Annotated in this window: 29 protein-coding genes and 2 pseudogenes; 14 read left to right on the forward strand and 17 right to left on the reverse strand. The window is 71.4% G+C overall.

What is annotated here, in order from left to right; all coding sequences use genetic code 11:
- Together ACV530_RS29990 and hutH are read left to right on the forward strand one after the other, a co-directional pair.
- Positions 1 to 1,098 carry a diguanylate cyclase domain-containing protein gene (locus ACV530_RS29990; protein WP_494335839.1) on the forward strand — a complete coding sequence of 366 codons (1,098 nt, stop codon included), beginning with the start codon at positions 1 to 3 and terminating at the stop codon, positions 1,096 to 1,098.
- Between the two features lie 355 nt (positions 1,099 to 1,453).
- Complete coding sequence (hutH, locus tag ACV530_RS29995; RefSeq protein WP_494335791.1) at positions 1,454 to 2,998, forward strand: histidine ammonia-lyase; 1,545 nt, start codon at positions 1,454 to 1,456, stop codon at positions 2,996 to 2,998.
- Positions 2,999 to 3,019: 21 nt separating this feature from the next.
- Here hutH and ACV530_RS30000 read toward each other — a convergent pair whose 3' ends face one another.
- Positions 3,020 to 3,298, reverse strand: a complete 279-nt coding sequence (locus ACV530_RS30000; RefSeq protein ID WP_494335792.1) for a hypothetical protein — start codon at positions 3,296 to 3,298, stop codon at positions 3,020 to 3,022.
- Between the two features lie 259 nt (positions 3,299 to 3,557).
- Here ACV530_RS30000 and ACV530_RS30005 point away from each other — a divergent pair, with 259 nt between their 5' ends.
- Positions 3,558 to 4,823, forward strand: coding sequence for a L,D-transpeptidase (locus ACV530_RS30005; protein WP_494335793.1), 1,266 nt, complete (start codon positions 3,558 to 3,560; stop codon positions 4,821 to 4,823).
- Positions 4,824 to 4,906: 83 nt separating this feature from the next.
- Positions 4,907 to 6,091, forward strand: coding sequence for a DUF2786 domain-containing protein (locus tag ACV530_RS30010; RefSeq protein WP_494335794.1), 1,185 nt, complete (start codon positions 4,907 to 4,909; stop codon positions 6,089 to 6,091).
- 5 nt (positions 6,092 to 6,096) lie between these two features.
- Here the strand turns inward: ACV530_RS30010 and ACV530_RS30015 are convergent, their stop codons facing one another.
- Positions 6,097 to 6,402 (reverse strand): cupin domain-containing protein, encoded by a 306-nt coding sequence (locus ACV530_RS30015; protein ID WP_494335795.1) that lies wholly within the window; start codon positions 6,400 to 6,402, stop codon positions 6,097 to 6,099.
- 62 nt (positions 6,403 to 6,464) lie between these two features.
- The gene (locus ACV530_RS30020) at positions 6,465 to 6,878 is read right to left on the reverse strand and encodes a hypothetical protein (protein WP_494335796.1); all 414 of its coding nucleotides are present in this window, start codon (positions 6,876 to 6,878) and stop codon (positions 6,465 to 6,467) included.
- Between the two features lie 190 nt (positions 6,879 to 7,068).
- On the opposite strand from ACV530_RS30020, the gene ACV530_RS30025 reads away from it, so the two are divergent.
- Positions 7,069 to 7,488 (forward strand): hypothetical protein, encoded by a 420-nt coding sequence (locus ACV530_RS30025; RefSeq protein ID WP_494335797.1) that lies wholly within the window; start codon positions 7,069 to 7,071, stop codon positions 7,486 to 7,488.
- Between the two features lie 60 nt (positions 7,489 to 7,548).
- Here the strand turns inward: ACV530_RS30025 and ACV530_RS30030 are convergent, their stop codons facing one another.
- Positions 7,549 to 8,259, reverse strand: a complete 711-nt coding sequence (locus tag ACV530_RS30030; protein WP_494335798.1) for a hypothetical protein — start codon at positions 8,257 to 8,259, stop codon at positions 7,549 to 7,551.
- 247 nt (positions 8,260 to 8,506) lie between these two features.
- Between ACV530_RS30030 and ACV530_RS30035 the strand changes: the two genes are divergently transcribed.
- Positions 8,507 to 9,064, forward strand: a complete 558-nt coding sequence (locus ACV530_RS30035) for a hypothetical protein (RefSeq protein WP_494335799.1) — start codon at positions 8,507 to 8,509, stop codon at positions 9,062 to 9,064.
- Between the two features lie 11 nt (positions 9,065 to 9,075).
- Here the strand turns inward: ACV530_RS30035 and ACV530_RS30040 are convergent, their stop codons facing one another.
- A complete protein-coding gene (locus ACV530_RS30040; RefSeq protein WP_494335800.1) occupies positions 9,076 to 9,684 on the reverse strand; it encodes a TetR/AcrR family transcriptional regulator in 609 nt (202 codons plus the stop codon).
- A gap of 58 nt (positions 9,685 to 9,742) precedes the next feature.
- Between ACV530_RS30040 and ACV530_RS30045 the strand changes: the two genes are divergently transcribed.
- The 3 genes from ACV530_RS30045 (at position 9,743) to ACV530_RS30055 (ending at position 11,974) form a co-directional block, all read left to right on the forward strand.
- The gene (locus ACV530_RS30045) at positions 9,743 to 10,786 is read left to right on the forward strand and encodes a glycoside hydrolase family 113 protein (protein ID WP_494335801.1); all 1,044 of its coding nucleotides are present in this window, start codon (positions 9,743 to 9,745) and stop codon (positions 10,784 to 10,786) included.
- Positions 10,787 to 10,821: 35 nt separating this feature from the next.
- On the forward strand, positions 10,822 to 11,145 hold the full coding sequence (locus ACV530_RS30050; RefSeq protein WP_494335802.1) for a nuclear transport factor 2-like protein: 324 nt from the start codon (positions 10,822 to 10,824) through the stop codon (positions 11,143 to 11,145).
- A gap of 166 nt (positions 11,146 to 11,311) precedes the next feature.
- Entirely contained in the window at positions 11,312 to 11,974 is a 663-nt protein-coding gene (locus ACV530_RS30055; RefSeq protein WP_494335803.1) for a hypothetical protein, read from the forward strand.
- On the opposite strand, the gene ACV530_RS30060 is transcribed toward ACV530_RS30055, so the two are convergent.
- On the reverse strand, positions 11,931 to 12,608 hold the full coding sequence (locus ACV530_RS30060; protein WP_494335804.1) for a hypothetical protein: 678 nt from the start codon (positions 12,606 to 12,608) through the stop codon (positions 11,931 to 11,933). The genes ACV530_RS30055 and ACV530_RS30060 overlap by 44 nt on opposite strands.
- The gene (locus ACV530_RS30065; RefSeq protein WP_494335805.1) at positions 12,605 to 13,159 is read right to left on the reverse strand and encodes a nitroreductase family protein; all 555 of its coding nucleotides are present in this window, start codon (positions 13,157 to 13,159) and stop codon (positions 12,605 to 12,607) included. The genes ACV530_RS30060 and ACV530_RS30065 overlap by 4 nt, the downstream gene beginning before the upstream one ends.
- Before the next feature lie 85 nt (positions 13,160 to 13,244).
- Between ACV530_RS30065 and ACV530_RS30070 the strand changes: the two genes are divergently transcribed.
- On the forward strand, positions 13,245 to 14,912 hold the full coding sequence (locus ACV530_RS30070) for an FAD-binding oxidoreductase (RefSeq protein WP_494335806.1): 1,668 nt from the start codon (positions 13,245 to 13,247) through the stop codon (positions 14,910 to 14,912).
- A gap of 640 nt (positions 14,913 to 15,552) precedes the next feature.
- Here ACV530_RS30070 and ACV530_RS30075 read toward each other — a convergent pair.
- The 4 genes and pseudogenes from ACV530_RS30075 to ACV530_RS30090 all read right to left on the reverse strand — a co-directional run bounded on the left by ACV530_RS30075 (position 15,553) and on the right by ACV530_RS30090 (position 18,260).
- Positions 15,553 to 15,951, reverse strand: coding sequence for a VOC family protein (locus ACV530_RS30075; RefSeq protein ID WP_494335807.1), 399 nt, complete (start codon positions 15,949 to 15,951; stop codon positions 15,553 to 15,555).
- Positions 15,948 to 16,451, reverse strand: coding sequence for a cupin domain-containing protein (locus ACV530_RS30080; protein ID WP_494335840.1), 504 nt, complete (start codon positions 16,449 to 16,451; stop codon positions 15,948 to 15,950). The genes ACV530_RS30075 and ACV530_RS30080 overlap by 4 nt, the downstream gene beginning before the upstream one ends.
- Positions 16,452 to 16,580: 129 nt before the next feature.
- Positions 16,581 to 17,549, reverse strand: a pseudogene (locus ACV530_RS30085) (serine hydrolase domain-containing protein); the annotation flags it as partial.
- A 48-nt stretch (positions 17,550 to 17,597) separates the two neighbouring features.
- The gene (locus ACV530_RS30090) at positions 17,598 to 18,260 is read right to left on the reverse strand and encodes a DUF4097 family beta strand repeat-containing protein (protein ID WP_494335808.1); all 663 of its coding nucleotides are present in this window, start codon (positions 18,258 to 18,260) and stop codon (positions 17,598 to 17,600) included.
- 262 nt (positions 18,261 to 18,522) lie between these two features.
- Between ACV530_RS30090 and ACV530_RS30095 the strand changes: the two genes are divergently transcribed.
- Together ACV530_RS30095 and ACV530_RS30100 are read left to right on the forward strand one after the other, a co-directional pair.
- Complete coding sequence (locus ACV530_RS30095; RefSeq protein WP_494335809.1) at positions 18,523 to 19,278, forward strand: GbsR/MarR family transcriptional regulator; 756 nt, start codon at positions 18,523 to 18,525, stop codon at positions 19,276 to 19,278.
- A gap of 145 nt (positions 19,279 to 19,423) precedes the next feature.
- Positions 19,424 to 19,546: pseudogene (locus tag ACV530_RS30100) on the forward strand (DNA-binding protein); the annotation flags it as partial.
- A 138-nt stretch (positions 19,547 to 19,684) separates the two neighbouring features.
- On the opposite strand, the gene ACV530_RS30105 reads toward ACV530_RS30100, so the two are convergent.
- From ACV530_RS30105 to ACV530_RS30115, 3 genes are all read right to left on the reverse strand, one after another.
- On the reverse strand, positions 19,685 to 20,038 hold the full coding sequence (locus ACV530_RS30105; RefSeq protein ID WP_494335810.1) for a DUF6247 family protein: 354 nt from the start codon (positions 20,036 to 20,038) through the stop codon (positions 19,685 to 19,687).
- A gap of 117 nt (positions 20,039 to 20,155) precedes the next feature.
- Positions 20,156 to 20,854, reverse strand: a complete 699-nt coding sequence (msrA, locus tag ACV530_RS30110) for a peptide-methionine (S)-S-oxide reductase MsrA (RefSeq protein ID WP_494335811.1) — start codon at positions 20,852 to 20,854, stop codon at positions 20,156 to 20,158.
- Between the two features lie 65 nt (positions 20,855 to 20,919).
- The gene (locus ACV530_RS30115; protein WP_494335812.1) at positions 20,920 to 22,002 is read right to left on the reverse strand and encodes a hypothetical protein; all 1,083 of its coding nucleotides are present in this window, start codon (positions 22,000 to 22,002) and stop codon (positions 20,920 to 20,922) included.
- Between the two features lie 174 nt (positions 22,003 to 22,176).
- Between ACV530_RS30115 and ACV530_RS30120 the strand changes: the two genes are divergently transcribed.
- Positions 22,177 to 23,322 (forward strand): cystathionine gamma-synthase, encoded by a 1,146-nt coding sequence (locus tag ACV530_RS30120; protein WP_494335813.1) that lies wholly within the window; start codon positions 22,177 to 22,179, stop codon positions 23,320 to 23,322.
- 11 nt (positions 23,323 to 23,333) lie between these two features.
- Here ACV530_RS30120 and ACV530_RS30125 read toward each other — a convergent pair whose 3' ends face one another.
- The 3 genes from ACV530_RS30125 to ACV530_RS30135 are packed head-to-tail and all read right to left on the reverse strand — an operon-like array spanning position 23,334 to position 24,564.
- Positions 23,334 to 23,585, reverse strand: coding sequence for a hypothetical protein (locus tag ACV530_RS30125; protein WP_494335814.1), 252 nt, complete (start codon positions 23,583 to 23,585; stop codon positions 23,334 to 23,336).
- Entirely contained in the window at positions 23,566 to 24,021 is a 456-nt protein-coding gene (locus ACV530_RS30130) for a sigma factor-like helix-turn-helix DNA-binding protein (RefSeq protein ID WP_494335815.1), read from the reverse strand. The genes ACV530_RS30125 and ACV530_RS30130 overlap by 20 nt, the downstream gene beginning before the upstream one ends.
- A gap of 45 nt (positions 24,022 to 24,066) precedes the next feature.
- Positions 24,067 to 24,564 carry a MarR family winged helix-turn-helix transcriptional regulator gene (locus ACV530_RS30135; protein ID WP_494335816.1) on the reverse strand — a complete coding sequence of 166 codons (498 nt, stop codon included), beginning with the start codon at positions 24,562 to 24,564 and terminating at the stop codon, positions 24,067 to 24,069.
- A 266-nt stretch (positions 24,565 to 24,830) separates the two neighbouring features.
- Here ACV530_RS30135 and ilvA point away from each other — a divergent pair, with 266 nt between their 5' ends.
- Positions 24,831 to 25,994: a threonine ammonia-lyase gene (gene ilvA, locus ACV530_RS30140; protein ID WP_494335841.1), complete on the forward strand. Its 1,164-nt coding sequence runs from the start codon at positions 24,831 to 24,833 to the stop codon at positions 25,992 to 25,994.
- Positions 25,995 to 26,063: the final 69 nt, after the last annotated feature.

Consider the following 26,063-nt stretch of genomic DNA (forward strand, 5'->3'; position numbering starts at 1 on the left):
ATGGCCGCCGCGCCCACCCCGCTCGAGGGTGTGGCCGCCGCGGCCGACGGGGCGATGCGCGCGCTCGAGGGCAGCTTCGCCGCGATATCGGTCTGGGAGCGCGAGCACGGCCGGCTGCGTGTACTGGTGAACACCGGCGAGCTGGCCGGCGACGAGGAGCGGTTCCCGGAGGGGGAGTCGTACCCGGTGCACGCCTACCCCGAGGTCACGGAGTACCTCCACGAGGAGTGGACGGGCGGGCACCCGCACGCGTGGGTGGAGCGGGCCGATGCCCCGCATGCGGATGCGGATGCGAATGCCGGGCGTCGGGTGGAGGTGCTGCGGCGGCGCGGGCGCGGCAGTTGCGTGGTCGCGCCGATCGTCCTGCACGGCCGTGCGTGGGGCGAGCTGTACGTCGCACGGCCTGCGGGGGCGCCCGTCTTCGGGCGCACGGAGGCGGACTTCGCGTCCGTGCTCGCCGCCGTGACGGCCGCGGGGATAGCGCAGACCGAGCGGCTGGAGGAAGTGCGCAGGCTCGCCTACACCGACCCGCTCACCGGCCTCGCCAACCGGCGGGCGGTCGACGCCCGGCTCGACGAGGCCATGGAACGCCACCTGGCCGACGGCGCGGTCGTCAGCCTCGTGGTCTGCGACCTGAACGGGCTGAAGCGGGTCAACGACACCCTCGGGCACGCGGTGGGCGACCGGCTGCTCGAACGCTTCGGCTCGGTGCTGTCGCTGTGCGGCGCGCAGCTGCCGGGTGCGCTGGTCGCGCGGCTGGGCGGGGACGAGTTCTGCCTGGTGAGCGTCGGGCCCTCGGCGGACGAGGTGGTGCGGGTCGCCGATGAGCTGTGCCGCCGGGCCGCCGGGCTGGAGCTGGGCGAGGGCGTCGCGTGCGGAGTGGCTTCGACGGGGGATCCGATCGGGCCCGTGCGGACGGCACGGCGGCTGTTCCGTCTCGCGGACGCGGCGCAGTACCGGGCGAAGGCGGCGGGGGCGGCGAAGCCGGTCGTCGCGGGGCGCGACGGGGGCCGTCAGGACCCGGTGGTCCGCCTGGCCGACCGCCCGCCCACCCCGCTCCCCGCGGAGCGCCGCCGCTTCCGGGGGCGCGGGGGGTGAGGGTGCCCCGGTCCCGCCCTCTCACCATCTCCTGGGGCTGCGCCCCAGACCCCCTTGTCGCGGCTTCGCCGCTCGGCCTCAATCGCCGGCCGGGCTTGATAGTGCCCGGCCCGGCACAATCCAGCCCGTCCGGCGTTTGAGGACCAACGCGGCGGAGCCGCGTTGCGGGGGCCCAGGGGGCGTAGCCCCCGGACACCGCGCGGAGCGCGGTTCGGGGTCCGGGGCGGAGCCCCGGGGAAACGGCGAAAGGGCGGGGCAGGGGCAAAGATCACCCCGCGGCATGCCACACCCCACCCCGCACGTTGTAACAAACAGGTGGTGACAGCCAGCGATTCAGTCTCTAGGGTGCCTGAATATGGATATGCAGATCGTCCGCGTCGGAACCTCCGGCACGACCGCAGCCGACGTGATCGCCGTCGCCCGCGGCGACGCGCACGTCGCCGTGGCGCAGGAGGCGCTCGACGCCGTCGCCGCCTCACGGCAGATCATCGACGACCTCGCCGCCAAGCCCGACCCCGTCTACGGCGTCTCCACCGGCTTCGGCGCCCTCGCCGTACGTCACATCAGCCCCGAACTCCGCACCCAACTCCAGCGCAACATCGTGCGGTCGCACGCCGCCGGCATGGGCCCGCACGTGGAGCGCGAGGTGGTCCGCGCGCTGATGTTCCTGCGCCTCAAGACGCTCGCCTCGGGCCGCACCGGCGTGCGCCCCGTCGTCGTCGAGACCATGGCCGCCCTGCTCAACGCCGGGATCACCCCCACCGTCCACGAGTACGGCTCCCTCGGCTGCTCCGGCGACCTCGCGCCGCTGTCCCACTGCGCCCTGACCCTCATGGGCGAGGGTGACGCCGAGGGCCCCGACGGCGAGATCCGCCCGGCGGCCGAACTGCTCGCCGAGCACGGCATCGAGCCCGTCGAACTGCGGGAGAAGGAGGGGCTCGCGCTCCTCAACGGCACCGACGGCATGCTCGGCATGCTCGTCATGGCCTGCGCCGACCTCGCCCGTCTGATCACCTCCGCCGACATCACCGCCGCGATCTCCCTCGAGGCGCTGCTCGGCTCCGAGAAGGTCCTCGCCCCCGAACTGCATGCCATCCGCCCGCACCCCGGACAGGGCGCCAGCGCCGCCAACATGCTGCGCGTACTCGCCGGTTCGGGGCTGACCGGGCACCACCAGGACGACGCGCCGCGCGTCCAGGACGCGTACTCGATCCGCTGCGCCCCGCAGGTCGCGGGCGCCGGCCGGGACACCCTCGCGCACGCCCGGCTGGTCGCCGACCGCGAACTGGCGGCCGCCGTGGACAACCCCGTCGTCCTGCCCGATGGCCGCGTCGAGTCCAACGGCAACTTCCACGGCGCGCCCGTCGCGTACGTCCTCGACTTCCTCGCCATCGCCGCCGCCGACCTCGGCTCGATCGCCGAGCGCCGCACCGACCGGCTGCTCGACAAGAGCCGCTCGCACGGGCTGCCGCCGTTCCTGGCCGGGGACCCGGGCGTCGACTCGGGCCTGATGATCGCTCAGTACACGCAGGCCGCCCTGGTCAGCGAGATGAAGCGGCTGGCCGTCCCGGCGTCCGTGGACTCGATCCCGTCCTCCGCGATGCAGGAGGACCACGTCTCCATGGGCTGGTCGGCGGCGCGCAAGCTGCGGACCGCGCTCGACGCCCTCGCCCGGGTCGTCGCCGTCGAACTCGTCGCCGCCACGCGCGCGATCGAGCTGCGCACGGAGCTCACCCCGTCGGAGGCGACCCGCACGGTGCTGAAGGCGGTGCGCGAGGCCGGTGTGGAGGGCCCCGGGGAGGACCGTTTCCTCGCCCCCGACCTGGCCGCGGCCGAGGCGTTCGTCCGCAGCGGCGGACTGATCGAGGCCGCCGAGGCCGTCACCGGCGAACTGGCCTGAGGCCGTTACCCCCTCAGGCCGTTACCGCGGTGCCGTGCGCGACCTGCGCACGGCACCGGTGACGAGCGCGCCGCCCGCCCCCACGAACGCGATGCCGCCGATGAGATAGGGCGTGGTGTCCACGCTGCCGGTGTCCGCGAGGTTCGTCTCCTGGGCCTGGGGAGCGACTTGCCGGGGCGCGGCGTGCTTCGCCGCGTGCTCGGGACGCTCGGTCGTGGCGTTCGCGGTCGGTACGAGCCACACCGCGCACAGCACCGATCCGGCGGCGACAGCGGTCAGCAGCGGACGGCGTGCGGTCACAGGATGAATCCCCTTCGCTGTGACGGAGGTTGAGGCGACGAGCTGATGGTAGTGACATGTGCGCGCCGGTGGGAAGTTGTGCGGCCAGGGGCCCCTACCGGACCCCGGCTTGGGCCCGGGTGGCCGGAGGGTCTTTACTGGGTGGTCTTCCCCACACTTTCCTCAGGGGTGGAACGGGCGAAAAGGTGCCCGCGTTCCTTATGCGTAACCGGAATACGCACGCCCAGCGGTTCGGTTCGGGGATTCGGGGTCCAGAGCAATGGAGAAGCGTGTGATGAAGGACGGCAAGCGCCGCAAGGCCCTGGCGGCCGCGGCCGCCGTGCTCGGTGGTGTGCTCACTCTCGCCGCCTGCAACGGTGACGGCGGCGGTAGCGACTCCGGCAAGGACAAGTCGCAGAGCAAGGTGGACGCCGCGGCTGCCAAGGACGCCTCCTCGGCACAGATCAAGATCACGCCCAAGGGCGGCACCGCCAACGCGGGCATCACCACCGATGCCGTCCAGGTCACCGTCAGTGACGGCGAGCTCACCTCCGTCAAGATGACGACCGAGAAGGGCACCCCGGTCGAGGGTTCGATCTCCCCGGACAAGAAGTCCTGGAAGCCGAAGAACCAGCTCGAGCGCTCGACGAAGTACAAGATCGCCGCCGAGGCCAAGGACGACAAGGACCGCAAGGCCTTCGCCAATTCGTCCTTCTCCACCGTCTCGCCGGCCAACAGCTTCATCGGCTCCTTCACGCCGGAGGACGGCTCGACCGTCGGCGTCGGCATGCCGGTGTCCATCAACTTCGACAAGCCGATCAAGGACCGCAAGGCCGTCCAGTCGCACCTCGAGGTCACCTCCACCAGTGGCCAGAAGGTCGTGGGCCACTGGTTCGACGACCAGCGCCTCGACTTCCGCCCCCAGGACTACTGGAAGGCCAACTCCGAGGTCACGTTGAAGATGGACCTCGACGGCGTCGAGGGCGCCCCGGGCATCAAGGGCGTCCAGAAGAAGACGATGAAGTTCACCGTCGGCCGCTCGCAGGTTTCCACGGTCGACGCCAAGACCCACCAGATGACCGTGGTGCGGGACGGCAAGGTCATCAGGACCATCCCGATCTCGGCCGGCAGCCCGTCGAACCCCACGTACAACGGCCGGATGGTGATCTCCGAGAAGTTCACCGAGACCCGGATGGACGGCTCCACCGTCGGCTTCACCAAGGGCGACGGCAAGGGCGAGTACGACATCCCGGACGTGCCGCACGCCATGCGCCTGTCCACCTCGGGCACGTTCATCCACGGTAACTACTGGGGCAGCGGCGTCTTCGGCGTCGAGAACACCAGCCACGGCTGTGTGGGCCTCCAGGACGCGCGGGGCGCGGGCGACCCGTCCACGCAGGGTGCCTGGTTCTTCAACCAGTCCATCCTCGGTGACGTCGTCGTCGTGAAGAACTCCGACGACAAGACGGTCCAGCCGGACAACGGCCTCAACGGCTGGAACATGGACTGGAACGAGTGGGTCAAGGGCAGCGCCACCGGCGCCTGATCTCTGACTGTCCCCGCCGGGCGGCGGCCGCACCGTGAGGTGCCGCCCCCCCCCCGACGGCGTTGAATGGAGGCGGCGCTGAAATGGAGAAAGTGACTATGGACGCCGAGCTCCTGGCGGCCGTCGAGACCGCCGTACGCGGCCTGCGGGCCGTCCCCCGGGACGCGCTCGACGACGCCGTCTACCCCGCCGCCTCGGCCCTCGCCGCCGCCCCCGCCGGCAGCGAGGCCGTCGCCGGCGCGGTACGGGGCGCTGCCGAAGCGGCCCTGCGGCGTGCCTGGGAGCGCGGCTGGCAGCCCGCCGACGTCATGCGCCTCGCCGGGCGCGAACTGACGCCTGCCGAGGCCCGGTTCTGCGCCGACGCCATCGCCGCCGAGGCGCGGCGGTACGCGCCGGACACCCTCGACGCACGCTGGTCGGCGCAACTGGCCGCGCTGGACGGCGAACCGCTCGACCTGGAGCGGTTCGCCCGCCGCGAGCGGCTCAGCCGCTTCGAGACGGTCGCGTGCGCGCTCACCGCGCTGCGCCTGGTCGACACACTGCCGCGCATCGACGCCGTCGGCCCCCTGCCCGGCACCCCGGTCGCGGGGGAGCGTACGGTCGCCGTCCCGCCCAAGGCCCTGGCCCGGATCCGGGCGCTGCTGGCCAAGGCGGAGTCCACGCAGTTCGCGGAGGAAGCCGAGGCGCTCTCCGCGAAGGCGCAGGAACTGATGGCCCGGCACTCGCTGGACGAGGCGCTGCTGGCCGCCGCCTCCGCCGAGCCGGTGGCCGGCCCCGCCGCCCGCCGGCTCGGCGTCGACCGCCCGTACGAGTCCGCGAAGGCCCTGCTGCTGGACGCGGTCGCCACCGCCAACCACTGCCGGGCCGTGTGGTCGTCCGACCTCGGCTTCTCCACACTCGTCGGCTTCGAATCCGACCTGGAACTGGCCGAGTTGCTGTACACCTCGCTGCTGGTGCAGGCCACCGCCGCCATGCGCAGCGCCGGCGACGCGCACCATGCGAGCGGACGCTCCCGCCGCACGCGCGACTTCCGCGAGTCGTTCCTCATCGCGTACGCGGGCCGCATCGCCGACCGCCTCACCACGGCCGTCCGCGAGGTGACGGCACACGAGACCGACGCCCTGCCCGTCCTGGCCGCCCGCGAGGTCGCGGTCGGCGAGACCGCGGACCGGCTCTTCCCGGAGACGACCGCTCACCGCCTGAAGGGGCGTGACGCGGAGGGCTGGGCCCAGGGCGTCGAGGCGGCGGACGCGGCGCGACTGCGGTAACGGAATCAGGCCGCCTCTGCGTCCACGATCACCAGCGTCCCCGTACTTCCCGGCCGTACCGCGTGCACCGTATCCGCCGGGACGGTGTACAGCTCACCCGCGCGGACGGTCACCGGCCGTCCCCCGACCTCGAGTTCGAGACGGCCGTCGAGGACGAGCAGCACCTCGGCGGTGGGGTGGCTCTCCTCGGCGATCGGCAGACCGCCCATGCGCTGCACCTTGACGCGTGCGCCGCCTATGCCGGCGAGAGGGTGCGACCGCCAGGCGTGGGGGAGGGCGTTGGCGGTGTCGTTCAGGTTCACAAGGCTCATGCGGCGACGCTAGCCGTGGCTTGTCGACCGTCGGGCAAAGGAAGTGATCCCGTTCGGTCAGGTCAGGCCTCCTGTGATGCGGTGAGCCGTGACCAGGGCTGCTTCTCCAGCCAGTTGGCGTACTCGTCCTGGATCCTGCGCAGCCCGTCACGGTGCCCGTCGCGGTGGGCCAGGAACTCGGCGAGCGACGTGAACAGCGCCTCGACCACGGCCTCTTCGTCGTCCGCGGCGAGCCGCATGACCAGCGCGGGCCACACCAGGTTGTTGCCGTCACCGACCCGCAGGACCAGCCACTCCCGGAACCCGCGCAGGAGCGCGCCCCGGGCCCCGTTGTCGAAGCCCGAGAGATAGGTGACGTACGAGCGGAAGCTGCCGTCCGGCAGCCCGTACATACGGGGGCGCTTGCGGAGCCGGGTCAGGTGTTCCATGTGTTCGTGATGGGTCCACTGCGGTCTGCCGTCACCATGAGCGTCCATACGGACATGATGTGAGCCGCCGCCCCCTCGTGCCACGGACAGGACGTACGGATGGCCGCGCAAGAGGCGCGATACGGCCATGGATCCCGGAAGGGACGGTCCGCTGAGCGGACCAGGTCTTCCCCTCCGCGTGCTGCCCCGACATCCTCGGCTTCGGTGAACTTCGGTGAACTTCCGGAACGGAGGACCGATGAACAGATCCGGGAAGCTGGCGGCGGGAGTGGTGGCCCTCGTGCTCGCTGCGGGCGGCGGATTCGTCGCGTCGTCGGCGACGGCCGTGTCCAAGCCGCACGTACGCACCACGGCGGCGGGGACCACGGCGGGCTGGGCCAAGGTCAGTGCGAGTGGGGTGCTGCTCAGCGGCTGGGGCATCACGGGCGTGAACAAGTTCGGCAACGGCCGCTACAACCTCTACACGAACTTCGACCTGGCCGACTGCGCCCTGACCGGCACCCTCAACACGAACGGCGGCGGCGATCCCGGCCCCGGCACCTCGTCGATCCTGGTGGGCAAGGTCGGTTGGAACACCTTGTTCGTCCGCACGGCTACCCCGTCGAGCCAGAGCGTCGACGACGACCGGCCGTTCTCGCTGGTGATCACCTGCTACTGAGTGCGCCTGTGTGAGGGCCGGAGCCGCGAGGGGCGGCACCGGCCCTGACATTCGCCCGTGTCACGCAAGGGGATTGCAGACGGGAACGCCGACCCAGGTGATGTAGGTGTACAGCTCGCCCTTCCGTGTCGTGCAGAACGACACCGCCTTGGAGCCGAGGTCGGCCAGCGCGGAGGCGAGCATGGCCGCGGGGAGCAGGCTGCCCAGGGAGGCGATCGACGCGACGCTCGTGACGACCTGGACGAGGTCCTTGGTGATGTCCACCCCCGTCTGGACCTTGCCGGTCACGAACGGGTCCAGGTGGATCAGCAGCCCGAACCAGGTGACCTTGACGCTGATGCCCTGGACGATCTGCGTCTCCTCCGCCGCGCTGCGCAGGCCGACGCCCGCCGCCGAGGGGTCGACGGTCACGCCCTCGCCGTCCTTCGCGACGGCGACGCTCTTGCCGAGGAGCCCGTTCATCCGCGCGATGGCGGTGCCGACCGTGTCGATCGCCTGCCGGCTCACGCCCGCGGCCTCGGCGCCCTTGGCGTCCAGCTTGTAGCCGTCGGTGCCGTACTTCACGAACGGCGCCAGCGCCTTGCGCTCGGCGTCGCTCAGCCAGCCGACGCCGACCGAGTCCTTCGTGGTCTGCACGGATTTCACGGCTTGCTTCGGTGCGGCAGCGGCAGCGGGCGTGCTCGCGGCGGAGGCGGGCAGGGCGGTCGCGGTGAGGATGGCTATGGAGGTCGTCAGGCCGAGGCCGATTCTGGTGAGGGAGGACGGACGCATGGGCGCTCCCGGGGGTGAGGATGTGCCGGTGGGGGACGTCGTTTGCAATCCCTATGCGGAAGCTATGGCTCCGCATTAACGTTCGGCAACCCGATATCGCTGTGACGCAGGACACAGATGGGTCGGCCTCGGGGCGTACGCGGCTTCAGTCGTGCGGCGGGGAGGGGCAGGCCTCGAGGCTGACGAGCGAGGGTGCAACTCCCGGCCAAGATCGTGGTGTTCGCCCGCCACTACCGTCGGAGTACCGATGAACAAGACCCTTCGCACCGCCGCCCTCCTTGCCCTGGCCCTCACGGCGACCGCCACGACCGGCGTCGCCGACGCCGCGACGTCGGCCGGCCGCGCGCCGACGTCCGCGGTGCAGGGCTCGGGGCGCATGGAGTATCCCGTGACCACGGAGGCCGTCCGCCTGACCGTCGACGCCCACTCCGCCTACGGAAACAGCCCCTACCTCCCCAGCAAGTCCTGGGGTACGTTCCGCCTCTCCCACCAGTACGGCACAGGGAAGCACGCCAAGGTCCTCTGGGGAGACTTCAAGGTCGACTGCCTCCGTACCGGCGGCCCCACCGCGGTCGTGACCGGCACCCTCGTCCGCACCAGCCCCGGGCACCCCTGGCGCACAGCGTTCCCCGAGCACGCCCGCATGGGCGTGAGTTTCTACATCGCTCCCAAGGGCGGCGGCCCCAGCCGCATAGGGCTGGCGGCTCCGACCCCGAAGGGGCAGCCGATGCTGACGAAGTGCATGGCGTCGGCCACTGACGCAGCCGTGGTCGAAGGCGGCTACACCCTGCGCGACAGAAGCTGAACTCCCGTGGCTCACCTGACCAATGGCAGGAACAGCACGTCCACGATCTCCTCCAGATCGGCGTCCGAGGGCGTGCGGCGGGCCATGAAGAGTTCGTGCAGGACCAGGACCACCGGCAGCGTGACGACCCGGTCCGGGATCACGGCCTCCGGGTCGATCTCGCCGCGCCCGGCCGCCCGTTCCAGGGCGGTACGCATCCAGTCCTGGCCCGGACCGCGGTTGCGGGAAGCCAGGTAGGCGGACAGCTCCGTGTCCTGCCCCCGGCCCTTCTCCTGCCCACGCCCCTGCTCCGCGACGAGCACCTCGCGGACGGGCGCGAGCTCCTCCATTCGTTGAACGACCCCGCGCAGCAAGGCCAGTACGTCGCCGCGCAGCTCGCCGGTGTCGGGCGGCCCGTCCGGCAGCGGCGGGGCGTGGTGCCGCAGTGCGGCCAGTACCAGCTCCTGCTTCGTCGGCCAGCGACGGTAGAGCACCGGACGGCTCGTGCCGGCGCGGGTGGCCACCGCCTCGTACGTCAGCTGTTCGTACCCGACGGCGGTCAACTCGTCCCAGGCCGCCCGCAGGAGGGCTTGCTCCAGCTCGATTCCCCGGCGACGCCTGCGCGTTGACTCTTCAGACACGTCATGTATCTTAAGCGCCACCATAAGATGCACAGTGACTCTTATTGGAGGCGTTGTCATGCGCGGCAAGGGCATCCACTACGACACCGGTACGTTCCCCGGCGGCCGGTCCACCCGTCCCGACTTCGACCCCCGCGTCGTGGAACGAGAGATACGGATCATCGCCGAGGACCTGCACTGCTCGGCGATCCGCATCACCGGCGGCGACCCCGACCGCATCGACATCGCGGCCCGGCATGCCGCGGCCGCGGGCCTGGAGGTCTGGTACTCGCCGTTCCCCTGCGAGATGACGAACGATGAGATGCTGCCCTACCTCGTCGACGGCGCCCGGCGCGCCGAACGGCTGCGCCGCGACGGCGCCGACGTCGTCTTCGTCACCGGCTGCGAGCTGAGTGTGTTCGCCCGCGGATACCTGCCCGGCGACACCTTCGACGACCGCATGCCCGTACTGGCAGGCCCCGACCGCGAGACGGTGCTCAAGGACATCCCCGACCGCGTCAACGCCTTCCTCGGCGAGGTCGTACAGGCCGTACGCCCCGTCTTCGGCGGCCCCCTCAGCTACGCCTCCTGCCCGATCGACGGCGTGGACTGGACCCCGTTCGACATCGTCGGCCTGGACGCGTACCGGAGCCTGCGCAACGCCGCCACCTTCCGCGACGACCTGCGCAAGGAGCTCCGCCACGGCAAGCCGGTCGCGATCATGGAGGCCGGCTGCTGCACGTTCCGGGGCGCGGGCGACTACGGCGGCGCGGGCTGGTACATCGCCATGGAGCCGGACGGGGTCACCCTCAAGCCGGACCTGGTGCGTGACGAGGGCGAACAGGTCCGCTACCTCGACGACCTCCTGCCCGTCTTCGACGAGGAGGGCGTCGATACGGTCTTCTGGTTCAGTTTCGCCGCGTACTACGCCCCGCACCGCCGGGACCCCGCCGAGGACTTGGACGTGGCCGCGTACAGCATCGTCAAGCTCCTCGAAGCCGGCTCCACGCGTACGTACCCCGGCGTGCCGTGGGAGCCGAAGGAGGCGTTCCACGCGCTCGCCGCCCATTACCGAGACCGGACGCCCACCGGTGGCGGGGTGCCCGGGCGTGCGGTGTGCTGACGAGGGGGCCCTGTACCCATACCTCTGGAGACACCGTGGGCATCGCTCTCGACAAGCTGACCGAACCGGCCGTACGGGCCTTCGTCGCCGCGCTCAACGCAGGCGACCGCCAGGCATTCTCGGCGGCGCTCACGCCCGGCGCCACCATGTCCGACGACGGGAGCGATCGCGACGTCACCGACTGGACCGAGCGGGAGATCTTCTCCTCCGGCGGCCACATGGACGTCGTGTCGCAGACCGCCGACGGGCGCGGCCTGGTAGCCGACTACCGCAACGACACCTGGGGCGAGATGCGCACCGCCTGGCGCTTCACGGTGGACGGTGGAAAGGTCAGCCGGTTCGAGACCGGGCAGGCCTGACCCGAACAGTGCGTTCATGACGGTGACGCTCTGAAAGCGTCGTTCAAGCCACCGTCAAGATCTCTCCATACTCGGCCCAACAAGCCTGGGCCGGAGCCGGGTTGGGCACGGCCTCCGGCTTAACCTCCCCTTGACATCGCCGCAACGTCAACGGGGGAGCACAGCCATGCATGTCCGCCATGCCCGAATAACCGCAGCCGCAGGGGCCCTTCTGGCCCTGTCCCTGACCGGGTGCGCCGGCGCCTCGGCCCACACCTCGGCCGCGTCCCAGGACCTGCACGCCCAGTCGGTCGCCAAGACCGTCGGCACCACCATTCCGGTCGGTCCCGGCCCGCAGCAGCACTACACCGTCCAGAAGCAGCCCGCGCCCGGGACCTGCCACGTCCGCTACACGCGCGACAAGCAGCCGCTGCCCGACCTCAAGTGCACGCCCGGCGCACTGAACCCGAAGGTCACCCAGGCCACGCTCTCGAGCACGATCTGCCGCCCGTCCGGCTACACCAAGAGCATCCGCCCGCCCTTCACCATCACCGGCAAGGAGAAGGTGGCCAACGCCCGTTCCTACGGCTACACGGGTGACCTGCACGACGCCGAGTACGACCACCTGGTCAGCCTGGAGCTGGGCGGCGACCCGAACGACCCCCGCAACCTGTGGGTCGAGCCGCCGTCCCCCGGTCACGAGCCCGGTGGCGGCCCGAACAACCCCAAGGACGTCGTGGAGAGCAAGCTCCACGCCGCCATCTGCTCCGGCCAGGTCCAGCTCCGGCCGGCCCAGCAGGCCATCGTCACCGACTGGACGACGGCCCTGAAGCGGCTCGGCATTCGCTGACCTCCGCCGCCGCGGCGAACTCGAGGAACGTGGACAGCCGCAACCACGCGGCGATGTCCGAGTTCAGCGGTGACCAGCCGGGCCGCAGCGCCAGGCGCAGCTCACGGGAGGCCGTGGCCAGCGCCTGGCGTGGCGCCCCGTCCAAGTAGCCGTTCGCGGCGAGGTATTGCTCGGCGAGGGCGCGCACCTGCGCCGCCGCCTCGGCGATGTCGTCCGGCGGAGGCACCCGGCAGGAGCGCGCGTGGTGGTTCGCGACCGCGGCCACCAGGCCGTGACGCGCGGGAGGTTGACGGTCCGGCCAGCGGTACCCGCGGAGGAACCGCACGTCGGCCTTCCGGAGCGTACGTTGCCCCGCGGCCTTCTCGGCCTTGCGCCGCGCCCCGAACGCGGCCAGTTCCTCGATCCGTACGGCGCGGCTGGACTCCAGGATGTCCAGCGCGCGCAGCAGCGCGGCCTCGTCCCGTCGGAAGCCGCCGGAGGACGGGGAGGGCCGGGCCGTGGCCTCCAGATACGCCCAGGTCGCGTTGAACCCGAGCGGGCAGTAGAGCTCGACGGCGCACCGCAGGCCCATGTAACGCCGCCAGGGCGGAAGCGAGTTGTCCCGCACCCTGCGGGCGTAAATGCCGAAGCTCATGGCGACCAGGGTGCCGTGCGGAGATCGGCGGTGCTGCGCCGCTCCCGCACCACCGGGGCCTCGTCGGCCGCCCTGCCGATGGCAATCATGGAGACGATCGCCCAGCCGGGCGCCGGCCGGAACTCCTCGGCGAGGGCGTCGAGGTCGAAGGCCCGGAACTGGTGGGAGGCCAGCCCCAACGCCTGTGCCTGGACGGTCAGATGGGCGACGGCCTGCCCGAGGTCGTAGTCGGCGAACTCGGAGTAGAGGATGTCCGAGTCCTCGACATGGCGGCGTGCCAGCGCGACGACGAGCAGACCCGCGTCCACCGCCCACCGGGCCGAGCTGGGCGCGAGGTGCCGCACCACCCGCTCGTGCCTCGGCTCGCCGGGCCGCACGGCGAGGAACCCCCACGGCTGCGAGTTCCCCGCGGAGGGCGACCACCGGGCGGCCTCGAGGAGCAGCTCGAGGGCGTGGTCGTCGACGAGGCCCGACGGGTCGAACTTGTACGGGCTGAACCGGTCGGCGAGCAGGGGATGGATCCGGGCGGGCGGCTGGTGATCACGAGGCACGTAGCGGTGCAACGGGCCGCGGCAGCGGCGTATTCCGGCCAGGCGTATATCGGACCGTTCACATACGCATGCGAGGCGTGGGAGCGTGGCAGGACGTGCTGCCGGAGCCGAGGGGGAGACCGTGACGGACCGCCCGAGATTCGACTCACCGACCCGCCGAGGGCTCCTCGCCGCGGCCGGAGGCGTGGCCGCGGGGCTGGCCGCCGCCCCGGCACCCGCCGCTGCGGCGGAGACCACGGCCCCCGCGCTCGGGCCGGTGACGATCCGCCCGGACGACCCCCGCTACTCCAGCCTCCTGCGGGGCAACAACTTCCGCTACGTGGGCCGCCCCGACGAGATCCGCGTGGCCGGCTCCACCGAGCAGGTCGTACGCGCGGTGTCGGACGCGGTCCGCTCCGGGCGGCGGATCGCGGCGCGCAGCGGAGGACACTGCTTCGAGAACTTCACCGCCGATCCCGGGGTGCGGATGCTGCTGGACCTCTCGCCCATGGACGCGGTCGGCTACGACGCCGGGATGCGGGCGTTCGCGGTCCAGCCCGGGGCCACGCTCGGGCACGTGTACCGCACGCTGTTCAAGGGCTGGGGCGTGACGATCCCCGCGGGCGGATGCCCGGAGGTGGGCGCCGGCGGTCACTTCGCGGGTGGCGGGTACGGGCCGCTGTCGCGCCGGTACGGCTCGGTGGTGGACCACCTGTACGGCGTGGAGGTCGTGGTGGCCGACCGGTACGGCGTCCGTCCCGTGATCGCCACCCGCGAGCAGGGCGACCCCCACCGCGACCTGTGGTGGGCCCACACCGGCGGAGGCGGCGGCAACTTCGGCGTGGTCACCCGCTATTGGCTGCGTTCCCCCGGCGCGCACGGCGCCGACCCCTCCCGGCTGCTGCCGCCCTCGCCCCAGCAGATGCTCGGGTACCTGGTCAACTGGCCCTGGGACCGCCGCATGACCAGGCAGGCGTTCACCACGCTGCTGCGCAACTTCGGTACTTGGCACGAACGCAACAGCGCACCCGGCTCACGGTTCGCCGGCCTGTACGCCATCCTCATGTCCTTCCACCGCAGTACCGGAAACGGGATCACGCTGTTCGTCCAGACCGACGCCGGCATCCCCGACGCGGAACGCCTGGTGGCCGAGTTCCTGGACGAGATCACCGCGGGCACGGGCACCGAACCGTCCGTCGACCACCAGACCGCGCCGTGGCTGCACGTCCTCACCTGGCCGGGCTCGGGGGAGCCCGGCAGCGTGCTCACCCGCCGGTACAAGATCAAGGCGGCATACCTGCGCCGCTCCTTCACCGACGCCCAACTCGACTCCATACACCGGAACTTGACGAACTCCGTCCAGCTCTCGAGCGGCTCCGGCATTCTGCTCATCGGATATGGCGGCCAAGTCAACGCGGTGCCGTCCGGGGCCACCGCAGTCGCCCAGCGGGACGTGGTGCTGAAGGCGGTGTACCAGGCGATCTGGTCCGACGAACGCGACGACGCGGTCAACCTGTCCTGGGTGCGCCACTTCTACCGCGACGCGTACGCCGAAACCGGCGGCGTCCCGGTGCCGGGCCCGGTCAACGGCGGCTCGTACATCAACTACCCGGACGCCGACCTCGCCGACCCCGCCTGGAACCGCTCCGGCGTGCCGTGGCACACCCTCTACTACAGGGACAACTACCCCCGCCTCCAGCGGGTGAAGGCCCGCTGGGATCCCCACAACGTCTTCCACCACGCCCTGTCGATCGAACCGCCCGCGGGCGGGTGACGGGGCCGCAGGCGGCGCAACGGCCTTGCTGCCAGGCCCGCTTGAAGGAGACGGATTCGCCGGTGTCCTCATTGAACCGGGCGTAGAGTTCCTTCCCCATGAAGGTGTCCAGCCCCATGTCCCGAGGGCTCTTGCGCCTGCTGTCGTCGGTGAGCTCGATGATCTCGTCATCGAACATGGACCTCGGCTTCCGCAGTCGCCACTTTCCCCTGCCGGTGAACAGGTCCTCCTCCCCGGTGACCGGAAGCGCGGTCGGTACCTTCACTGCCTCGAACGTCCCGTCCTCCCGCATCGTCAACTCGGCCCCCTGAGGACCAATCCAGTGCCCGACCACCTGTTCCTTCGGCACGGTCCAGGTGGCCAGACCCGTGGCCTGCGCGGCCATCAAGGCCAGCATGGCCAGGCACCGCGCAAGCACGGCGCGACCGGCGAGTTGATCACACCTTACGCCGGAACTGAACGCGTTCAAATCGAGGGCTGGGGGTCATGCCGCAGGGCGCCTGCCGGGCACCAGTTCTCCAGGAGGAGTCGAGCTCTTCCGTTCCCTCTTGGTTCTCCGGCTCGTGGGCCGGCGAGTGGTGGTGCGGTGCCAGGTCGACCACAGGACCGGCGATCGGGCTGTCGCAGTGCCCACGCCGATTCAGGCCCAGGTACGGGAGCACAACACCAGGCGGTAACCGTCCGAATCGGCGATCGTTGCTCCGTGCTCGTCCCAATACGGATTGTGTGCGGGGACGCGGGTGCCGCCGGCCGCGATCAGGCGGTCGATCAGGGACTCGTCGACCGGGCTGCCCAGGTAGACCACGAACAGGTCGTCCACGGTGGGGGTGGGCTCAAGCGGGCGCTCCGGGTCGTGCGTGAGCTCGAAGTGCCAGGCTCCGCCCTTCGGGCCGACCATCAGCAGGTCGTGCTCACCCGGGACGTGCTCGGTGGTGCGCCACAGGACGTCCAGGCCGAGGCCGTGCACGTAGAAGCGTTCGGCGGCTGCGAGGTCACGCGAGGGGCGGGCCACGCGGACATGGGCGTCGGGGGCGATCACGCAGACGCCTCCAGGACCGCACGCCACAGCGGGCTGTCGACGTAGTGGTTGTCGAAGCGCTCCGCCGACTCGGCGATCTCCTTCGGGTCGGCCTCGCCGCGCATGACTCGGCCGAGCAGTCGCAGGTAGTCGAAGCGGCCCATGCCGGGGGTGAAGACGAACAGGACGTCGGCCTCGCAGCCGGGGGCTGCGGCGAAGGCGTGCGGGGTGTGCGGTGGGACGGCCAGGAAGTCGCCGGCGTCGAGGACGGTGATCTCCTTGCCCACCAGTACCTGGAGGGAGCCGCTGATGACGAAGAACAGCTCGGTCGCCTTGGTGTGGAAGTGCGCGGGGGCGCCGACTGCTCCCTTGGCGAAGGTGGACCGGTAGCTGGTGAAGCCGTCGGCCGTGCGGTCGGAGTCGGCGAGCAGGGTCATCACGCTGCTGGGGTCGGCACAGGTCTCGGCTTCGGTGTGGCGGGTAAGCACCGGCTCGTACGGGGAATCGATCGGGGATTCCATGGGCTCGGCCGCCGCGTTGTGGAACACCTCCTTGAGGAGCCGCTGCTGCGCCTTCCGGAAGGCCTCGGCCGTGGCGAGGAAGTCGAGTTCGGCGTCGCCGCAGGTGAGGGAAGCGGTCAGGGTCCTGCTGCCGTCGGGCGTGCCGTACATCAGTGCCCCCCAGCCCCAGAAGCCGCCGTTGTGGTGGACGACGGTGCCGCCCTCCGTCTCCTCCGCGAACAGCCCCAGGCCGTAGCCGAGCTTGGGGTGCGGCGTGCGCATCTCATCCAGCAGCGACTCCGGCAGGAGCTTGCCGCCGAGCAGGGCGGAGAAGAAGGTGTGGAGGTCCTCGGTGGTCGAGATCATGTCGCCGGCGGCGGAGATCCAGGAGACGTTGAAGCGGGTGACGTCGACCACGTTCCACTGGCCGTCGTGCTCGTACCGGTAGTAGCCATGGGTGTGAGGCTCGGGGATCTCCGGCGAGGCGTCCGGCACCAGGGTGCCCGACAGGCCCAGCGGTTCAAGGATCAGGCGGTGCATCTCCTCGGCGAAGGAGCGGCCGGTGACGCTCTCGACCAGCAGCCTGGCCAGGACGTAGTTGGTGTTGGAGTAGCTCCAGTCCGTTCCCGGCTCGAAGCGCGCCGGCTTGGACAGCGCCACACCTACCAGCTCCTCCGGCTGGTAGGTGTGGAACTGGTTGTCCACGTACTCCTGGCCCTGCCAGGGAATCCCTGGCGCGACGGTGCCGTCGTCGTAGTACTCGCCGGTGTAGTTGAAGAGCCCGCTGGTGTGTTGCAGCAGCATCCGCACCGTGATCCGCCGGTCCAGCTCGAACCGGGGCAGGTAGTCGTCCGCCGGGCTGTCCAGGCCGATCCGGCCCTCGGCCACCAGTCGCAGCACCAAGGTCGCGGTGAAGGTCTTGGTGGTGCTGCCGATCCGGAACCGTGCGTCGGTCGGTGGTTCGGCGCTCTCGCCCAGCTTGCGCACCCCGGCGCTGCCGACCCACTCGCCGTGCTCGTCGTTCACGCGCAGCTGGACCCCGGCGAAGCCGGAATCGACGATCTCCTCGATGGCCCGCTGGAGCTCCGGGCGGTTCTGCTCGGTGAGGGGGAGGGACATGGTTGTGCTCCTTCTGGGATGCGTGGGCGATGGCTGGGGGTGTGGCGGTCAGAGGCTGCGGGCGGTGATGTCGCCGTAGGAGGTGGTGGTGCGGATGTCGAGAGCGGCGCTGCCGTCGTTCTTGAGGGCGTTGCTGATGCGGCCGTAGCCGGTGCCGGCATCCAGGGCGGCCGACACTCCGGCGGCCGCGGCGACCGTGATGTCGCCGGACTGGGTGCTGAGCCGGACCACGCCGCCCGTGGCCTCGGCGATCCGGATGTCGCCCCGTGCGGTGCTGATCTCCGCGGCCCCGCCCAGTCGGCCGACCTCGATGTCGCCGTCGACTGCGGTGAGACGGAGGCTCGTGGCCTCGTCCAGCTTGATCCGGTGGTACGCGCCCTCGAAAGCGACATCGCCGAGGCGGCCGACGGTCCGGAGCTCGGCGCCGACCGCCTTGGCCTCGACGCGGGAACCGGCGGGCAGCTTGACCGTCACCTCGATGGAGCCGGAAGGGCCGAGGTACTGGGTCTTCGCCGAGTTCTCGATCCGCAGGACCCCGTCGGCGTACCGGACCGCGGTCTGCTCCGCCGCCTTCACATCGCGGCCCTTCGAGGTGTTCACCGGCAGGATCTCGACCGAGGTGTCGGCCCGGTCCGCGGCGATGAACTGGACGCGCCCCGCGGGGATGTCCAGGACGGCGGAGATCGGGGCGGGGGTGTCGAACGTGTACATCGTGCTCTCCCTTGTGCTTTCGGCTTCTCGCTTTCGAACGATGGAAACGCTACGTTGCTTTCCATAGTTGGGCAACAAGATCTTTGCCTTGTGGCGACATTTACGCAGGTGAAAGCAGGTGAATCGTTGCAACAATCTCTCGATTAATGCAACGACGGAGCGATTGATCATTGCAATGCACTGAAGGTGAACGCTATGGTGGAGGCGTCAGGGAACGCAGAGCAGCACCATGGGGCACCCGTGGGGCAGGAATGGGGTCGTGATGCCGGGAGGCAGGCTCACCCAGCAGGAGCGCCAGCAGATCGCGGCCGGACTGGCCGACGACCTCGCCTACGCGGAGATCGCCCGCCGTCTCGACCGTCCGACCTCGACGATCACGCGTGAGGTGATGCGCAACGGCGGCCCCACCGGCTACCGCGCCGACCTGGCCCAGCGCGCCACCCAACAACGCACTCGCCGGCGCGGGCAGGCCACGCCCCAGGGGCCGCAGGCGCTCCCGCAGCCCTACGGACGCGACGCCGAGGCCGTGCGCGACTACGAGGAGACCCTCACCACCGTCTTCATGACCTCGGGGCTGCCCAAGATGATGGCCCGGGTGCTGGGCGCCCTCTACACCACCGACGCCGGCAGCTTCACCGCCTCCGAACTCGCCCAGCACCTCCAGGTCAGCCCGGCGTCCGTCTCCAAGGCGATCACGTTCCTGGAGAGCCTGGACCTGGTCCGCCGGGAACGCGACCAGCGCCGCCGCGAGCGCTACGTCGTCGATGACGACCTCTGGTACCGGTCGATGATCCGCAGCGCCCGCGCCAACGACCAGTTCATCGAGACCGCACGGCAGGGCATCGGCGTCCTCGGCCGCGGCACCCCGGCCGCCACCCGTCTGGAGAGTGCCGCCCGCTTCCTCGACTTCGTCAGCGAAGGGCTGATCCGTGCCGCTGAGCAGGGTCGCGAAGTCCTCTACGCCAGAACCGAAACGACCCCGGACGGCACTGCCACGCCACGTTCGGATCGCGCGTAGACAGCCCCCTCGACGGCCACAGCCAGTGGTACCCGCCCGCATCCTTCATGCGGATGTCGACGCGGTGCTGCCAGTCCCGGGCAGCGCCGTGAAGGTCCGCGAGGTCGAGGAGGACGGGCCGAGCGGAGCGCATGAGTTCTGCGAAGCTGGTGATGCCCTCGTCGCTGCACTGGCCCTCCGCGCCTCGGCTCCCGTCGTCGTCCTGACCTCCGACCGCGACGACTGGTCGAAGCTGTGCGGCAGTCGCGTCATCATCAGAGAGCTGTGATACGAGTTCGTCAGCCGTCCGCCTTGGCGATGCGGGCCGCGCTTGGGCTGATGACAGCCAAGGGCATCTGTGGTTGAACGGGGATGCCGCCTGCCACATGGTCGTGGTCGGGGTCGTACTCCCAGTGCCAGTCCGTGCTCACCGGGTCGGGAGGCCGATGGCTGCGTGGGCCTCGTCCAGGATCCGCCCGATCTGTGAGGCGGCCTGCCGCGCCTGGGGTGCGTCGCCCGACTCGGCGGTGTCCTCCCAGCGGCGGAGGTCTGCTGCCAGGTCGGGCTGGCGCTGGATGTGGACATAGACGGCCCACTGGGCGATGAACCGCTGGAGCGGCGCCAGGTCGGAGCCCTGCCGGGACTGGTCGGCCGCTTGGTCCAGTTCCCGGGTGAAGGCCGGTAGTGCGGCAGGCGCGATCTGCCTGATGGCCTGCCGCAGCGCGGCAACCGTGGCAGGGGGCTGGGGGATGAGCGGTTGCCCGGCGGCGGAGGTGGTCATGACTACTCCCATGGGCGCGATTCTGATCCCATGCATCAGCGTATCGGGCATGGGTGCTTTCCCACCGCTCGAACGAGTGAGGGAGAAGCGATACGGCTACCCGGCGCCTGGAGCGGTCTACTTGTCCGTGACATCCGGGGCGGGCGCGACGCCAGTCGGGCAAGACGCTCCCCAGTTGGTCTCGAACGGGGCACTCAGCTTGACCCCTGTCCCCCCGATCCCGCAGTACCCGCCGGGGTTCTTGTCGAGGTACTGCTGGTGATACGCCTCCGCGGCGAACAGCGGTCCCGCCGGGGCGATTTCCGTGGTGATGTCGCCGTAGCCCGAGGCGCGCAGTACGGACTGGTACGCGTCCCGCGATGCCTCGGCCGCCGACTGCTGCTGGGTGGAGTGGGTGTAGACAGCCGAACGGTACTGCGTGCCACGGTCGTTGCCCTGGCGGTTGCCCTGGGTGGGGTTGTGGGATTCCCAGAAGAGCTTGAGGAGGGCGTCGTAGGAGACGACCGCCGGGTCGAAGACGACGCGGACGACCTCGGTGTGGCCGGTGAGGCCGCTGCACACCTCTTCGTAGGTGGGGTTGGGGGTGTGGCCGCCCTGGTAGCCGACGAGGGTCGTCCATACGCCCGGGGCCTGCCAGAACTTCCGCTCGGCGCCCCAGAAACAGCCGAGGCCGAAGTCGGCGACGGCGAGGCCGGCGGGGTAGGGGCCGGCGAGGGGGTTGCCGAGGACGGTGTGGCGGTCGGGGAGGGAGAAGGCGGGGGCGGCGCGGCCCGGCAGGGTCTCCCCGGGGGTGGGGAGGCGGTCGAACGTCGGCATCACGGCTCCAGAGGACGGGGCGGGCGGTGCGTTATGAGAACGGGCGGGAGGCGGGCCGCATTCCCTCAGGGGCGGCCGCGTTCGAAGCCCGCCACGGCGCGGGCGCGGTACGCGGCGTACGCGTCGGCCGGCTTCGGGGAGTACGTCCACGGCACGGCCCCGACGTGGCCGTCGACCGCGCGCAGCTGCTCGAGGGCCTCGCCGTGGCGCTCGGCGTTCACGAGGAACCAGACCAGCAGGTGGCGTACCTGCGGCAGGGCCGGGTGGTCGGCGGGGGCGTGGTTGGCGGCGTACTGGGCGGCCTCGATGGCCTGCCGGACGACGACGCTGTCGTACAGGCTCCGGACCAGGTTGACGTCGGGCAGGTGGTCGAAGACGGCGAAGAGCGGCAGGGCGGGCAGCAGGCTGCCCTGCGGCGCGCCCGCGGCGGCGCGGCGGGCGAAGGCCTCGGCCTGGTCCTGGGAACCGTGCCAGGAGGCGCTCCAGTAGCGCAGCGCGGAGAGGTGGGCGCCCATGTGCTGCGGGGCGAGGGCGACGACCCGCTCCCACGCGGACTGGAACTCCGCCTCGGTCGCGCCGAGGCCCCGGGCGATCTCCAGCTCGATGATGGCGGGGACGACATCGCCCGGGGCGAGCAGGCCCGCCTCGGCGCGGACCGTGCGGGCCTCCTCGAGGATCATGCGGAAGTCCTGGGAGGACGGGTCGCGCAGCGCCTGCAGGACCAGGAACTCGGCCTGGACGGCCGCGCCGCCCGGGTCCTTGGGGGCCACCACGCGCCAGTGGCGCAGCCACATGCCGCCGGCGCCGGGCGCCTCGGCGAGGTCGCGGGTGGCGGCGCCGGCGAGGCCCAGGACGCGGTGCCAGCGCAGTTCCGCCCGGTCGGCGGGGGTGCGGGCGAGGAGCTCGGCGGCGGGCTTCCAGTCGTTGGTGCGGCGCGCCTCCTCGACGGCGGCCAGCAGCTCCGGGTCCGGGCCGGGCAGCCGTTCGTCGAGCTGCCCGGCGGGCAGGAAGCCGTGCCCGCGGGCCGGGTCGAGCGCGGCACCGGCGCCCTGCAGCGCGTCCTGCCCCGCGCGGCGGCGGCGCATCGCCGGGACGATCACGACGCCGGCGACGACGACGAGGGCGAGCAGGATGGCGAGAAGCTCCATGAGATGTCCTGGGGAGGGGATGGGCTGACGCTGTAAGGACGTGGGGGGACGGCCGAACGTTCCTCGTGATCGTTCCCCGGGACGGATCCGGGCGGATACCCGGAGGCGGATCGTTCATGTTCCGGTTACAAGTGAAGCGGGTGTTCCGCGAAATCCGGTACTACCCTCGGCCCAATGAGCGACCAGCACGCCTTCGAAACCCTCGCGATCCACGCCGGGCAGGAGCCCGACCCGCTGACCGGGGCCGTCGTACCGCCCATCTACCAAGTGTCCACCTACAAGCAGGACGGCGTCGGCGGTCTGCGCGGCGGCTACGAGTACAGCCGCAGCGCCAACCCCACCCGCACCGCCCTGGAGGAGAACCTGGCGGCCCTGGAGGGCGGCAGCCGGGGCCTCGCCTTCGCCTCCGGCCTGGCGGCCGAGGACACCCTGCTGCGCACGCTGCTGACGCCGGGCGACCACGTGGTCATCCCGGACGACGCGTACGGCGGCACGTTCCGGCTGTTCGCCAAGGTCGCGACGCGCTGGGGCGTGGAGTGGTCCGTCGCGGACACCTCCGACCCGGCGGCCGTACGGGCCGCGATCCGGCCGCGGACGAAGGCGGTCTGGGTCGAGACGCCCTCGAACCCGCTGCTCGGCATCACCGACATCGCCGCCGTCGCCCAGATCGCCCACGAGGCCGGGGCGAAGCTGGTCGTGGACAACACCTTCGCGAGCTCCTACCTGCAGCAGCCGCTGTCGCTGGGCGCGGACGTGGTCGTGCACTCGACGACCAAGTACATGGGCGGGCACTCCGACGTCGTCGGCGGCGCGCTCGTCACCTCCGACGCGTCCCTCGCCGACGAACTCGCCTTCCACCAGAACGCGATGGGCTCCGTGGCGGGCCCCTTCGACTCGTGGCTGACGCTGCGCGGCATCAAGACGCTCGCCGTGCGCATGGACCGGCACAGCGCCAACGCGGAGCGCGTCGCCGAGCTGCTGGTCGCGCACCCCAAGGTGACCCAGGTGTTCTACCCGGGCCTGCCCGAGCACCCGCTGCACGAGGTCGCCGCCAAGCAGATGCGGGCGTTCGGCGGCATGGTGTCGTTCCGGGTCGAGGGCGGCGAGGAGGCGGCGGTCGGGATCTGCAACCGCGCCGAGCTGTTCACGCTGGGCGAGTCGCTGGGCGGCGTCGAGTCGCTCATCGAGCACCCGGGCCGGATGACGCACGCGTCGACGGCCGGTTCCCAGCTGGAGGTCCCGGCGGACCTCGTGCGGCTGTCGGTGGGCATCGAGTCCGCCGACGACCTGCTCGCCGACCTCACCCAGGCGCTGGGCTGACCGAAAAAGGCTCATGGGCCCCACGGCTGTGGGGCCACGTCCGTGGGCGGCACCGCCCACGGATGCGTGATCGCGGCCCATACGCAGAACACCGTGACCGCGCAGGCCAGCACCCCCCACGCCACGGCCCGTACCGCGCGTCGGACGCGCAGGATCCGCCGGCCGCGCCCGGCCGCCCGCGCCGCGAGGCCGGGCGGGACCGCGGTACGCGGGCCGTCCAGCATCCGGCGCACTTCCTCGTGCTTACGGTCGTACGAGCTCACGCGGCGCCTCCGGCGGGCGGCTGCGCAGGGCGGAGACCGCACGCGCGCAGACGGCCCGTACGCGCTCCACGGGCAGGCCCAGCCCCGCGGCGGCCTGCTCCTCGGCGACGCCTTCGTACAGGCGCAGCACGAGCACCAGGCGCTCCTGCGGGGTGAGCGCGCCGAGCACGCCGCCATGGGCACGGTGCCGGCGCCAGGCGAAGTGCGCGAAGCGGGCCGCGAGTTCCTGGCGGGCGTGGTCGTACGGGTCCTCGCCGCGCAGCCGGTCCCACGCGGCGTACGTACGGGACAGCGCGTCGACGAGCAGCCGCTCGGCGGCGGCCGGTTCTCCGGTCAGCAGCAGGGCGGCGTGCAGCAGACGACCGCCCGCACCTCCGACGAATGCCTCGAACTCCCGGGTGCGCGAGCGCTCCCGGGCGGCCTGCCGCTCTCGCATCCTTCACGATGAGAGCAGGCACGGGGCGGGGTCAAGAGGCCGGGGTCAAGAGGTCGGCTGCACCGGCAGGGTGCTGTGCACCTCGGAGAGCGCGGAGTTGAAGCGGGTGAGCAGGGCGCAGAACTGGGCCTGCTCGTCCTCGCTCCAGCCCGCCGTGCACAGGGCCATCAGCTCGCGCCGGGAGGCGCGCACCTCCTCGAGGCGGGCCTTGCCGCGTGGGGAGAGCTGGAGGACGACCGCGCGGCCGTCCTCGGGGTGCGAGGTGCGCTTGACGAGACCGGTGTCGACGAGCGGCGCCACCTGGCGGGTGACGGTCGACGAGTCGATGCCCATGCCCGCGGCGAGCGCTTTGACGCCCATCGGGCCTTCCATGTCAAGGCGGTTGAGCAGCAGGTAGGCGGCGCGGTCCATCGAGTTGGCGACGCGGCCGACACCGCCGAGGCGGGTCTGCTCGGCTCGGCGGGCGAAGACGGCGACCTGGTGCTGGAGGGTGTCGAGGACACCCGGGGCGAGGTCGGTCGTCATGTCCGGAGGGGTGGCCATGGCTGGGACTCACTTCGTACGGCGGGCTGGAAACTGCTCAGGATTGGGGGACAGAGTACGCGGCCCCGGGCGCGCCCGTACCGTCGCTCGGTAAACCCTGGGTATGCGGTGGTCAAGGCGACCATGGTCCGGGGCGAGCTGCGAGACTGTGCGGCATGGCTGCACGAGTTCGTGACGAGGACGGCCCCGGGACGTCCCCCCTGCCCGAAACGGGTGCTGCGGACGGTCCGTCCGTGACGCTCGACGATGTGCGCGAGGCGCAGAAGATGCTCTCCGGGGTGTCCCGGATGACTGCCCTGGAGGGCAGCCGTCATCTGTCCTCGCTGATCGGCTCCCCTGTCCATCTCAAGTGCGAGAACCTCCAGCGCACAGGGTCGTTCAAGGTGCGCGGCGCCTATGTGCGGATCGCGGGCCTGACGGAGGCCGAGCGCGCGGCGGGCGTCGTCGCGGCGAGCGCGGGCAACCACGCGCAGGGCGTCGCGCTCGCGGCGTCGCTGCTGGGCGTGCGTTCCACGGTGTTCATGCCGGAGGGCGCCCCGCTGCCGAAGGTCGCGGCGACGCGTGACTACGGAGCCGAAGTGCGGTTGCACGGACAGGTGGTGGATGAATCACTGCGCGCCGCGCAGGAGTACGCGCGGCGCACCGGCGCGGTGTTCATCCACCCCTTCGATCACCCCGACGTCATCGCCGGGCAGGGCACGGTCGGTCTGGAGATCCTCGAGCAGTGCCCCGAGGTGCGCACCATCGTGGTGGGCATCGGCGGCGGCGGGCTCGCGGCGGGGATCGCCGTGGCGGTCAAGGCGCTGCGGCCCGATGTGCGGATCGTCGGTGTGCAGGCGGCGGGTGCCGCCGCGTACCCGGTGTCGCTGGCCGCCGGGCACCCGGTGTCGATAGCCGCGCCGGTCACGATGGCGGACGGCATCAAGGTGGGGCGGCCGGGGGAGGTGCCGTTCCGCATCGTCGAGGAGCTGGTGGACGAGGTGGTCACGGTCACCGAGGACCAGCTCTCCAGCGCGCTGCTGCTGTGCCTGGAGCGGGCGAAGCTGGTGGTGGAGCCGGCCGGGGCGAGCCCGGTGGCGGCGCTGATGGCCGCGCCCGGCTCGTTCGAGGGCCCGGTCGTCGCGGTGCTGTCGGGCGGCAACGTGGATCCGCTGCTGATGCAGCGCGTCCTGCGGCACGGCATGGCGGCGGCGGGCCGCTACCTGTCGCTGCGGCTGCGCCTGACCGACCGCCCGGGTGCGCTGGCGGCGCTGCTCGAGGTGCTGTCGGATTCCGACGCGAACGTCCTCGACGTCAGCCATGTGCGCACCGATCCCCGGCTCGGGCTGACGGAGGCGGAGGTGGAGCTGCACCTGGAGACCAAGGGGCATGTGCACTGCGCCGCGGTGGGCACGGCGCTGCGCGAGGCGGGCTACCTGGTCATGTCCTGAGAGCCTGTTGCCCCCGTTCGCAAGTCGGGGGCCCGAACGTTCTTTCACAGAGCGCGACGGCCCCGGCGA

The organism is Streptomyces sp. SX-6, assembly GCF_059089585.1.

What these genes read in the sequence shown, in the direction of transcription:
- ACV530_RS30115 (WP_494335812.1), bottom strand. Translation starts at nt 22,002, where the DNA reads ATGGAGCTTCTCGCCATCCTGCTCGCCCTCGTCGTCGTCGCCGGCGTC.
- ACV530_RS30045 (WP_494335801.1), top strand. Translation starts at nt 9,743, where the DNA reads ATGCGCGGCAAGGGCATCCACTACGACACCGGTACGTTCCCCGGCGGC.
- ACV530_RS30135 (WP_494335816.1), bottom strand. Translation starts at nt 24,564, where the DNA reads ATGGCCACCCCTCCGGACATGACGACCGACCTCGCCCCGGGTGTCCTC.
- hutH (WP_494335791.1), top strand. Translation starts at nt 1,454, where the DNA reads ATGGATATGCAGATCGTCCGCGTCGGAACCTCCGGCACGACCGCAGCC.
- ACV530_RS29990 (WP_494335839.1), top strand. Translation starts at nt 1, where the DNA reads ATGGCCGCCGCGCCCACCCCGCTCGAGGGTGTGGCCGCCGCGGCCGAC.
- ACV530_RS30060 (WP_494335804.1), bottom strand. Translation starts at nt 12,608, where the DNA reads ATGAGCTTCGGCATTTACGCCCGCAGGGTGCGGGACAACTCGCTTCCG.
- ACV530_RS30080 (WP_494335840.1), bottom strand. Translation starts at nt 16,451, where the DNA reads ATGGAATCCCCGATCGATTCCCCGTACGAGCCGGTGCTTACCCGCCAC.
- ACV530_RS30010 (WP_494335794.1), top strand. Translation starts at nt 4,907, where the DNA reads ATGGAGAAAGTGACTATGGACGCCGAGCTCCTGGCGGCCGTCGAGACC.
- ACV530_RS30095 (WP_494335809.1), top strand. Translation starts at nt 18,523, where the DNA reads ATGCCGGGAGGCAGGCTCACCCAGCAGGAGCGCCAGCAGATCGCGGCC.
- ACV530_RS30130 (WP_494335815.1), bottom strand. Translation starts at nt 24,021, where the DNA reads ATGCGAGAGCGGCAGGCCGCCCGGGAGCGCTCGCGCACCCGGGAGTTC.
- ACV530_RS30120 (WP_494335813.1), top strand. Translation starts at nt 22,177, where the DNA reads ATGAGCGACCAGCACGCCTTCGAAACCCTCGCGATCCACGCCGGGCAG.
- ACV530_RS30030 (WP_494335798.1), bottom strand. Translation starts at nt 8,259, where the DNA reads ATGCGTCCGTCCTCCCTCACCAGAATCGGCCTCGGCCTGACGACCTCC.
- ACV530_RS30015 (WP_494335795.1), bottom strand. Translation starts at nt 6,402, where the DNA reads ATGAGCCTTGTGAACCTGAACGACACCGCCAACGCCCTCCCCCACGCC.
- ACV530_RS30025 (WP_494335797.1), top strand. Translation starts at nt 7,069, where the DNA reads ATGAACAGATCCGGGAAGCTGGCGGCGGGAGTGGTGGCCCTCGTGCTC.
- ACV530_RS30105 (WP_494335810.1), bottom strand. Translation starts at nt 20,038, where the DNA reads ATGACCACCTCCGCCGCCGGGCAACCGCTCATCCCCCAGCCCCCTGCC.
- ACV530_RS30035 (WP_494335799.1), top strand. Translation starts at nt 8,507, where the DNA reads ATGAACAAGACCCTTCGCACCGCCGCCCTCCTTGCCCTGGCCCTCACG.
- ACV530_RS30090 (WP_494335808.1), bottom strand. Translation starts at nt 18,260, where the DNA reads ATGTACACGTTCGACACCCCCGCCCCGATCTCCGCCGTCCTGGACATC.
- ACV530_RS30055 (WP_494335803.1), top strand. Translation starts at nt 11,312, where the DNA reads ATGCATGTCCGCCATGCCCGAATAACCGCAGCCGCAGGGGCCCTTCTG.
- ACV530_RS30020 (WP_494335796.1), bottom strand. Translation starts at nt 6,878, where the DNA reads ATGGACGCTCATGGTGACGGCAGACCGCAGTGGACCCATCACGAACAC.
- msrA (WP_494335811.1), bottom strand. Translation starts at nt 20,854, where the DNA reads ATGCCGACGTTCGACCGCCTCCCCACCCCCGGGGAGACCCTGCCGGGC.
- ilvA (WP_494335841.1), top strand. Translation starts at nt 24,831, where the DNA reads ATGCTCTCCGGGGTGTCCCGGATGACTGCCCTGGAGGGCAGCCGTCAT.
- ACV530_RS30005 (WP_494335793.1), top strand. Translation starts at nt 3,558, where the DNA reads ATGGAGAAGCGTGTGATGAAGGACGGCAAGCGCCGCAAGGCCCTGGCG.